The following is a 9832-nucleotide window of genomic DNA, read 5'->3' as shown; positions in this document are numbered from 1 at the left end:
TTTGTTTGTGTCGTTACTTACATTCTACAGGAAAGGTGCTCTTTTTTCTATGCTTTTTATGGATATTATTGGTTAATCAACACGCGTGACATTTTTTCATTCATATCTTACATTTCGCACCCTCTCGACAAAAATCGGGAGGATTTTTTTATCTTCATGTCGAATGAATCCTTGAAACACAAGTGTAAATTTGCAAATTATTTGTGTTGCACATTAGCTAATTATTTCAGATTGGAATATATTTACAAAATCAGAAGCGCAGGCTTTACATGGAGTGGCGGACATGTTAGGCTAGTTGCCTAGCGAAACAAGGGCTCCTGCTCGCCCCTTTCGCAAGAAAACATGTCCGCAGAGGCTCCATGTCAAGCCACCAAACGGTTTTTCTGTAAACAGAAGGGAGGAAATTTGCATAATACTCCAGATTTTTGCTGGATTAACGCGCAAAAACCCGTTTGAATTTGCAAAAAAATGGCCATTTTGTTCCGAAATAACGTACTAATTTACATTATCTATCACAAAGGGTAATTAGAAACATTTTAGAATCTGTACGAAATGATTTCAATCCTAACATCGAACGAACTCGCTTCTTTATAAACCGATGCCCCTGTTCTACGATATGGCTTGTCTGATTTGCATGCCCGATGGCATGTTTTTTCTTTCTGTAACTTATGATTAGATCATCTCTTTACAAAAACTTCCTGGATATATACCATTAGTATTAACCAATAGTTTTAACCAGCGTTTTATACTAACGATTGAGGTGATCCAAATGGCAAAAGTATTTGATGAACGTAGAGCTATCTTTGTTCCAGCGTCTAGGCCTCACCCAGAATGTACAGAATACCGCACGCTTGGGGATACGAGAACAGGGGCGGAAATTTAGTTCCTGTAGAAAAAACACAGATGGTGTACAAAGGTAGAGTTGCTGGTATGCTGAGTCCCTCCTTCCCCGACAATACCATCGATAAAAAGGCCGTAAGGTTTGCCTCTGACTTGGTTGAACAAGGTTATGGTTCTGGATTAAGAAAGAGCAAGCTAGTTCTTGTAATTAAAGAAGTATCTGATCCGGCGGACTTCGATCAAATCATTACTGCAATAGAAGATGAGATCGGGGAGTATCACTATCAAATGCAACAAGACGTTGTGATACGTCCATTTGATGTAACTTTTGACAGAAAAATTAAAATTGAAGAGAAACTCTGGGCTTTCTTATTTAGAGTTGATCTTCGGTGATACTTCTATTCCAGTGAAATGAACAAAAGAAGGTGATTAGAAATGGATAAAGATCATTTATTACGTAGTTTGGCTGAAAATGGTTATAATGTTTCTTTCGGTGCGAAGAAGCACTTTGCCACATACGATATTGTTGAGAAAATCCCAGGATTTCTTGCACTTATTAGTCTTCTTATTGGTGTATGGCAAATCTATAAGCCTGACTATAAAAACAACAATGAGATATCAGTTGCTCTAATCTGTTTGAACATAATCGCCTTAACTATTAGCCTCTATAATTCAGAGAAAGAAAGGTATAGGGAAGTCGGGAATCGCCTCATAGTTTTACATAACCAACTCCGAAATATCTACTATCGTGTTAAAAGCTCTACAGCAGACAATTTCCAAGCCGAAGAAGCAGAAATGAATCAGATAATGGACGAGTATTACAGTATAAATATTACCAAACAAATTATAATGAGTGATTGGTATGCGCACTATAAATTCTTCTTTCAAACTCAACACGAGTGGATCGATGAGCAAAAACAGTTTACATGGAGAGATAAAATTCCTTTCTCGTTTGTTTTTACAGTAATAGTTGTTGTAATAATAATCGTTTGGGTATTGCTATCGTGAATTGGAGGAGAAACAGATGTTGGCACAGTCGTTTGAAGATTTTGTTAAGCAGTTGGAGATTGGCAATCTTGATGATATCCATAAGAGATTCAAAAGAATCACAAAACGGTTAAATGAAGCATATTGGGATACTGACAGCGATCAAGAACACAGTTATATTGTCGGGTCATTAGGACGGCAGACAGCGATTAAAGGTATTAGTGACCTAGACATGCTTTTTGTTTTGCCTAATGGGATTAAACAACAATATGATCAACACGAAAGAAATGGGCAGTCCAAATTGTTACAGGCCATAAAAGCTGAGATTAAGAAAACCTATCCTAGAACAATTGTTAGGGGGGATGGTCAAGTAGTTGTAGTAAGCTTTGAAAGTATTAACTATACCATAGAGGTGTGTCCCGTCTTTGAACGATCCGATGGAGCTTTCGATTACCCCGATTCCAATAACGGTGGTTCATGGAAGAAGACTGATCCACTTCCGGAAATCGAAGAAAGTCTGAAAACAATTGAAGAAACCAATAACAATTATCGTTATCTATGTAACATTGTAAGAGCATGGAAAAATCATATTGGTATTAAATTCGGAGGCTTACTGATTGACACGCTGATTTACAACTTTCTTGATGAGTATGAGGAGCATAAAGAGGCGGCATTTGAAAATTACCTCCAGGTATTAAAAGACCTCTTCTATTATCTTAAAACTCGGAACAAAGACCAACAATATTGGTTTGCATTGGGCAGTAACCAAAAAGTATATAATAAAAAAGGAACGTTCGTTACAAAAGCTAATTCAGCATATAACAAGATTAAGGATTTGACTGAGGATAGCGAAAATTTATATGATACCCTTCAAGAATTATTTGGAGAAACCTTTCCAGTCCCTGAGGCAGTATCGGAAGCCAAAATTGAAAAAAGTGCGTCCTTTGGATTCACAGCTCGACAAACGGAGGAATTCATTGAAAGAAAATTTCCTATTGACATTCGTTATAGTTTAAAAATTGATTGCGAAGTTAAACAAAATGGATTTAGGTCTCATTTACTGAGAAATATGCTTAGAGACCAAATACCGCTTCTTGCTAATAAAAATTTACGATTTTTTATCGAAAAAAACGAGTTTGATAAAATAGCAAGAAGAAGCGAAGAAAAACTTCCGTATGATGTGTATTGGAAAGTTTTAAATCGTGGTGAGGAAGCTATACTAAGAGATTGTATTCGTGGTCAAATTGTTCGAGATAGAGGAAGGCATGAAAAGATTGAAAGTACTAATTTTAAAGGTGAGCATTATGTAGAATGCTATATCGTTCACAACGGAACAGTGGTTGCCAGAGACCGAATAACGGTACCAATCGCTAACAATCAAACATAAGGGTATGGTGCCTGTCATGCCCCGAAGATTGGTAGAGACAGAGAGTCGTTCGGTGTGGTGCCTGTCACGCCTCGAAGATTGTCGAAGATTGATAGAGACAGAGAGTCATTGAGTGGCTCTCTGTTTTTTTATCGAACGAAGGAATGGTTGTTTTCGGCATTTTTTCATTCATATGCAGGAGTTTGCTTGTTTTTGTTGAAAAAATTCTTGATGATGAATGAACGGAGGATGAGATGTATGGAAATGGTTACTGTAAGATATTTAAGTTTTCCGAGCGTGACCGATGGAATTTCAGGATTTTACGAATATGTCCATGATCAGCGATGTGCACAGCCAAGCAAGCGTTATGAACGTGGGTGGTGTCATACTGAAGGCGAAGAGTTGGATGAGTTGGCATTGAAAGTAGGATTTATGACAAGAGAAAAGTTTGCGCAGGAGCGTAGAAGGCAAGGGAAAACAAGTTGGAAAAACGCTTATGCTACAGAGTTGTCTGTAGTTGTAGGGAAGGTGCTTGAACAGAAAGGGATTCTTTGGAATGTAAATGGAGTAGACGTTTTATTTCGTTGCCCTCAAGGGGAGTTTGTTACTTGGTTTACAAAAAAAGAAAAAAATCGTACGTTCGATTCGAGTAGTCCAAGTTCGGTTGAAATGATGAATAGTGAGAGGTTTGTAGAAATGAGAACTTATACTTTTAAAAGGGGGTTGTTAGTCGTTTTGTTGGCTGCTGATGAGCCGATTGATTTAGAAAATGAGGAAGCCGTTCAATTTGCTGCACATATTGCAAAAGAGAAAGGCTATTTTTATTTCTTGGAAAAAGAAGATTATACTAGACTATACGGACAAAATGATCTTGCAGAACGATGTTTCTTTTTCGGAAAATCAAAAAACGTTCCGATCACGCCTGAAATTTTGTTTAAGATTCGAAGAGACAGAGAGAGATGAGACTCTCTGGGATCAATGACTGCCACCATCGTCGTCTGGTGACGGTGCCTGTCACGCCCCGAAGTTTATCGAAGTTTTATAGAGACAGAGAGTCATTGAATGGCTCTCTGTTTCTTTTTTTCGCATCAAACGTCGTTTGAAACATATATTATACCTTTGAACGCCTCTGTTTCGTTTTGGAACAGGGGCGATTTTTATTCTAGGAGGGAGTCGTATGCAGTCTGCAAAGCGCGTGAACATTGTGAGCCTGAAGCTTGTTCGGGAGGGGAGTGTGTTGTACAGGGAGCGGCGTGTTCAGTCGCCAGAGGATGCGTACAGGCTGGCAGCGTGCCCGTCACGCCCCGAAGCTTGCCAAAGACTGATAGAGACAGAGAGTCATTGAGTGGCTCTCTGTTTCTTTTTCTGCATTTTTGTTGATGTGCTGTGGCGTTTTTTGTTGCAACTGTCGTTGAAATTGCGAGAGTGATAGAAAAATGTTACAATCTCCGTAGCAACTACATAAGCAGGGTGGGCGGTTGACCACTTCCCTGATGGAGGGAGGTGGGAATATGACGACGTATGAAGCATTGAGTCTTATTGCGCAATTCAGCTTAGTGTTCATCGGCATGCTAACATTGACGGTCACTATCGTCGTCTATATAAACAAAAAGAAATAACCGCTCTCCCGCGACCAACGGATGAAGACGGTTACTTCTTTTTGGTAATCGCTAATTCGGTTCGGTCAGCCGCTCTTCTTGCGGCATGTAGTTGCTTGCTGAGCGTTTGCGGCGCTCAGCTTTTTTATTTTATGAAATATCTGCTTATAGTATACAAATGATATGGCTGGTTTGGCAAGTGGAACGAGGGATGGTTGCTGTTTGGTAAAAAAATTTTTTGAACATGCAGGAGTTTCGCTATTTTTATCGAAGAAATGTGTGAAAATCCTTCAAAAAGGGGGAAAGGTGTGGGACGAGCAAGGCGGATATGGGTACCGCATTTGTTTTACCACATTGTGTGCCGTGGAAACCGGCGTGATCCGCTGTTTAAAGAAGTGAATGATTTCCTTGCTTTTTTGCATATCCTCGAACAGCTTCGTGAAACAATTTCGTTTGAAATCGCTTCGTATTGCCTCATGACGAATCATTTCCATTTGCAGCTCCGTTCGCAACAGGAATCCATTTCTAAAGTCATGGCACTTATAAATAAACGATACGCCAACTATTATAATACACGTTACGGGTTAACCGGTCATGTGTTTGAAAAGCGTTACTTCAGTAAAATCATTGACGATGACGCAGGGATGTTAGAAGTCAGTCGCTATATTCACCTCAACCCTGTCGAGGCACGTATGGTGCATCTCCCCGAGCATTATCGCTGGAGCAGTTTTCGCTTTTATCACCAATCTACCTCAATTCCTTCATTTATGAACATCGACGCACTTCTCCAATATTTCTCAGGAACCATTGTCGAGAAAAAGAAAAAATATGTACAGTTTGTGAAGGCAGATGTTGTGCCAAACAATGTAATCAAGGAGGAATAAAATGAAAGTTTGTAGCATCGGCTTGCGCGGGATGGAAGGATACCGCGTACAAGTGGAAGTGAAAGAACTGCCGGGAATGCCTTCCGTTGTGATTGTTGGATTGCCCGATACATCGGTGAAAGAAGCAAAGGAGCGAGTCGTTGCGGCATTGCATGCATTTGGCTGTGATGTCATGAAGCAAAAACTTGTCATACATCTGTCACCGCCAGAGCGGAAAAAACAAAGCCCGATGTTTGATTTAGCAATGGCGATTGGCATTTTAAAAGTAAAAGGAAAACTCGAGCAACCGATTCCATCACATATTGCGTTTTTAGGCTCATTGTCATTAGACGGAGCGATTCAGCCTGTGGATGGGATGTTGCCTGCTATTTTAGCTGCCAAAAAGCTTGGGTTTCAGCAAGTGTATGCGCCATACGATTCTACCCTTCCTCTTCATCACTTGCCGCATGTCCATTGTGTGTTCGTGCAAACGTTAGATGAAGTGGTGCAATGCTTAAAAGGGCAACAAACGATTTCTCCAACTTTTCATCTTCCTTCAGTCGCTGATGTTCCACAAAACAATTCCCGCGATTTTCAACATATCATTGGGCATGAACATGCAAAGTATGCACTTGAAGTTGCCGCAGCAGGGGAACATAATGTGTTAATGATTGGACCGCCAGGGTGTGGAAAAAGCTTGCTAGCCGAGACGTTTCCGACGATTTTGCCGCGCCTTTCCCATGAAGCGCAGTTAGAAGTGCTTAGTTTATACCAACTAGCAGGAGAACCGAAAAACGATTCCTCTCCACCGTTTCGTCATCCGCATCACTCTGCATCATCGGTTGCGTTGATTGGGGGAGGAACACAGCCGAAGCCCGGCGAAGTTTCACTTGCTCATCGTGGGGTATTATTTCTTGACGAAATGGCGGAATTTACGAAAAAAACGCTCGATATGCTTCGACAACCGCTAGAAACAGGAAAAGTGACGATTAGTCGTGTTTCCTCAACGGTGACGTATCCAGCACATTTTATTTTGCTCGGGGCGATGAATCCATGCCCATGCGGATATTTCGGTTCAAAAAAGCGATATTGCCTATGAGTCCGAAACAAATCCAAACATAACGCCAGCGCATCTCAGGGCCGATTTACGACCGCATCGATATATTGTTATCGCTAGAAGTGGTTGATTTGACCGAAACGCCGAAACGACTAGAAAGTTCGGAAACGATTCGCAGCCGAGTCGAGACTGCACGTTTCAGGCAATACGAACGATATGGGGAAGAAATAACAAACGGTCACGTGCCAATTGACGTACTGCTTGCGAAAAGTCCGTTAACGAAAAGGCAGCAGCAACTGCTTCAACATTGGGCGGCTACATACGACTGGAGCAACCGCGTGCAAACAAAAATCATTCGCCTTGCTCGTACCATTGCCGATTTAGCAGAAACTGATGACATCACAGATGAAGCATTATGGAAGGCGATGGCGTTTCGGAGAATGAAAGAAGGACGTCAAGAAAAGAATGCGAAGGGAGAACATTGATTGGAGAGCGATGCCAGAGGGAATCGGGAGAAGTTTGTTTCGTTTGGTTCCCACTCCTCGAAATTTGTTGTTCTCTTTGTCTACGTTTTTTTATTTGGCAATAGAGGACTAGTGCCTCTATTTCGCTCAGCCAAAAGGATTGAAAAAATGCGAGAAAGTGATTAAAATTTTACCAATAAAGAAATATATTGATTGATGAATACAATGTTTTCCTTTATAATCTTTCTTAAGAAGAGTAGTTTTATATATAGAGGGGGAGAGAAGAGACGATGGAATTTATGAAAAAAGTGATGGCTTCTTTATTTGTGATAGCACTTCTGTTCACGCCGTTTGTTAGTAGTTTAGAAGGTGCTCATTATGTGTATGCGAAGAAAGCAAAGCCAATGGATCAAAAAGCGTTTAATAAAAAAGTTTCGGAGCTGAGTAAGCAAATCGTTTATTACAAGCAATACGAGAAATCTTATCAATCGGATCTAAACAACTATCGATTGTACAATGCAGAGCTATTTAGCCAACTATTTGAAGAGGACACCGTTGCAAATTCTGACGAAGAAATGCTTCAGTATTATTTACAATTGGTCAAGAAATTCAATGATCGAGAAGATATGTTAGACGATTATCTAGAGCCAGAGGAAATAGATATTATTTCGGATAATATGTATGATGTGATGGTTTCCACAAATAATATAGACAAATTAAGACAAAAAATTGCACAATATGATAAAAACTATAATGCATTAGTGAAGGCAAAGAATTACGACGCTGCGTACAAGGTGAAAGCAGATACTGTAACGGCTTATCAAAAACTTGTTGATATTTTATATAATGCCATTTATTTAGAAGCAGAACTTTATGAAAATCTATCCTAAAAACAAAATTTGGCAAAAAACAACCCCCACCTAGCCTTTGGAATATAATTTCCAAAGGAAGGTATTAAAGTTTATATATGCTTTAATTCCCTTATGCACCCACTTTTTCTACCTTCACTTCGTACCCTAACCCCTCTAATTTCTTCACCGTTTGACGCACGATCTTTGCTTCCCGTTGACGATCCCAATAGTCTGCCCCTAATTCTTTATACGGTTCCTTCCGAGTTAACAAGTAATAGATGATTTCTAATATCGTTCGTCCAACTGCCATACTCGCTCGATTCGCCCCTCTTCTTGCGGCGATGCGGTGATATTTCGCGGATAAATACGTATCCTTCTTTCTCGCGGCGGCACGGGCACATTCTACTAAACACGCTCTCAGCTTCTTGTTCCCTTTCCTCGTTCGGCTTGATAACCGTTTCCCCGCACTCTCGTAGTTTCCTGGTGCCATGCCTGCCCACGATGCTAGATGGCTCGCTGATGCAAAGCGACTCATATCGGTTCCGATTTCCGCCAAAATTTGTTCCGCACTTTGCCGCCCGACTCCCGGTATCGTATCTAAGAGCTCCAGCGCTTCTTCAAAAGGGCGCGTTCTCTCCTCGATCTCCTGATCTAATCGCGCAATCGCTTCATCTAGGTATTCCACATGCCGCCATTGTTCGGCTAACATCATCCGTTGATGAGGGCCGATTACCCCGCGTAATGCGCGCTGGAGTTCTTCCACTTTTTGTTTCAATTTCCCTTTTGCGAGCTGAGCGATGACCGTCGGATCGTTTTTCCCTTCGATCAACGCACGAATCATTTTTCGTGCCGATGCCCCATTGATATCGGAGACAACGGACGACAACTTGATGTTCGCTCCTTCCAATACTTTTTGAATCCGATTCAATTCCCGCGCTCTTTCTTCGATCAAACTGCGGCGATATCGAACGAGTTCTCGCAGTTCTCGTTGGGCTCGGTCCGGAATATAACTTCCTTTCAACAATCCATGGCGAAGCAAGTTGGCGATCCACTCGGCATCCTTCATATCCGTCTTTCGTCCAGGAACCGCTTTGATGTGCTGTGCATTGACGACAAGCGTCTCGATTTGTTCGAGTTCGAGCAAATTGTACAACGGTTTCCAGTATACGCTTGTCGATTCCATCGCCACGTGCGTCACACCTTTTTCTTTCAACCAGTTCACAAACTCCAGCAATTCATCGGTCACGGTACCGAATGTTCGTATTTCTTTTCCTTCAGGGGTGATGGTACAAGCGGTAATGGATTTTTTATGCACGTCTACTCCACAACAACGTTCATATAATACCTTCATCGCTTTCCCTCCCTGCTTCATTTCCATCATCAGCTGGTGCAGTAGCCTATGACGAAGCATTCTATCCTGCGTGCTTCCCAACTCGGGAGCGACATTCCGTGGTGCACCAGGCTACTGGGGTCCGTCTATCTTTCGGACTCTTGCGTACCATAGATGCATCGACCTCACGACCCCAGCTGCAAGGAGATATTTCGACAATATTCGTTTTCATCCTTCCGATGGTGCCGAATTTTTTCGGCATGGGGGTCTATCTTCCATTTTAAGTAATTATGAGAATACAAATTCTTACGATGAGGGGGATTCAGGCGGGGATTATTACGACGAGTATGGATATTAAGAAAAAGTTGCGGTGTGGTGCCTGTGCACTGCGATCCGAAAAGTAGACAGTATAAATTCAGTTCACGTGAAGGAATCAGAGTGGTAAAGCTCTGGTTCCTTTCCTTTTCTCGTCTTTT

General features: G+C 41.4%; 8 protein-coding genes and 3 pseudogenes. 9 read left to right on the top strand and 2 right to left on the bottom strand.

Going from position 1 to position 9832, the window contains the following annotated elements:
• Nucleotides 1-544 precede the first annotated feature (544 nt).
• Nucleotides 545-660 (bottom strand): annotated as a pseudogene (locus tag GGR02_RS17745) (IS6 family transposase); the annotation flags it as partial.
• Nucleotides 661-903: 243 nt separating this feature from the next.
• Between GGR02_RS17745 and GGR02_RS17040 the strand changes: the two are divergent.
• The 9 genes and pseudogenes from GGR02_RS17040 (at nucleotide 904) to GGR02_RS17010 (ending at nucleotide 8065) form a co-directional block, all read left to right on the top strand.
• Entirely contained in the window at nucleotides 904-1233 is a 330-nt protein-coding gene (locus GGR02_RS17040) for a hypothetical protein (RefSeq protein ID WP_183186131.1), read from the top strand.
• Nucleotides 1234-1275: 42 nt separating this feature from the next.
• Nucleotides 1276-1848, top strand: coding sequence for an SLATT domain-containing protein (locus GGR02_RS17035; protein WP_183186130.1), 573 nt, complete (start codon nucleotides 1276-1278; stop codon nucleotides 1846-1848).
• A 16-nt stretch (nucleotides 1849-1864) separates the two neighbouring features.
• Nucleotides 1865-3214: a nucleotide-binding domain-containing protein gene (locus tag GGR02_RS17030; protein ID WP_183186129.1), complete on the top strand. Its 1350-nt coding sequence runs from the start codon at nucleotides 1865-1867 to the stop codon at nucleotides 3212-3214.
• Between the two features lie 237 nt (nucleotides 3215-3451).
• Nucleotides 3452-4156 carry a hypothetical protein gene (locus tag GGR02_RS17025; protein WP_183186128.1) on the top strand — a complete coding sequence of 235 codons (705 nt, stop codon included), beginning with the start codon at nucleotides 3452-3454 and terminating at the stop codon, nucleotides 4154-4156.
• Nucleotides 4157-4370: 214 nt separating this feature from the next.
• Nucleotides 4371-4478: pseudogene (locus tag GGR02_RS17740) on the top strand (DNA repair protein RadC); the annotation flags it as partial.
• A gap of 226 nt (nucleotides 4479-4704) precedes the next feature.
• Nucleotides 4705-4812, top strand: a complete 108-nt coding sequence (locus GGR02_RS17335; protein ID WP_019418134.1) for a putative holin-like toxin — start codon at nucleotides 4705-4707, stop codon at nucleotides 4810-4812.
• A gap of 287 nt (nucleotides 4813-5099) precedes the next feature.
• The gene (locus tag GGR02_RS17020) at nucleotides 5100-5675 is read left to right on the top strand and encodes a transposase (RefSeq protein ID WP_183186127.1); all 576 of its coding nucleotides are present in this window, start codon (nucleotides 5100-5102) and stop codon (nucleotides 5673-5675) included.
• A gap of 1 nt (nucleotide 5676) precedes the next feature.
• Nucleotides 5677-7196, top strand: a pseudogene (locus GGR02_RS17015) (YifB family Mg chelatase-like AAA ATPase).
• A gap of 269 nt (nucleotides 7197-7465) precedes the next feature.
• On the top strand, nucleotides 7466-8065 hold the full coding sequence (locus GGR02_RS17010; RefSeq protein WP_183186126.1) for a hypothetical protein: 600 nt from the start codon (nucleotides 7466-7468) through the stop codon (nucleotides 8063-8065).
• A gap of 91 nt (nucleotides 8066-8156) precedes the next feature.
• On the opposite strand, the gene GGR02_RS17005 is transcribed toward GGR02_RS17010, so the two are convergent.
• Nucleotides 8157-9377 (bottom strand): IS110 family RNA-guided transposase, encoded by a 1221-nt coding sequence (locus GGR02_RS17005; RefSeq protein ID WP_183186125.1) that lies wholly within the window; start codon nucleotides 9375-9377, stop codon nucleotides 8157-8159.
• Nucleotides 9378-9832 lie beyond the last annotated feature (455 nt).

This window comes from Anoxybacteroides voinovskiense, assembly GCF_014196205.1.
GTDB classification, from domain to species: Bacteria; Bacillota; Bacilli; order Bacillales; family Anoxybacillaceae; genus Anoxybacteroides; species Anoxybacteroides voinovskiense.
Note: the sequence above shows the minus strand (reverse complement) of the source record. Positions and strands in the feature narration are given on the sequence as shown.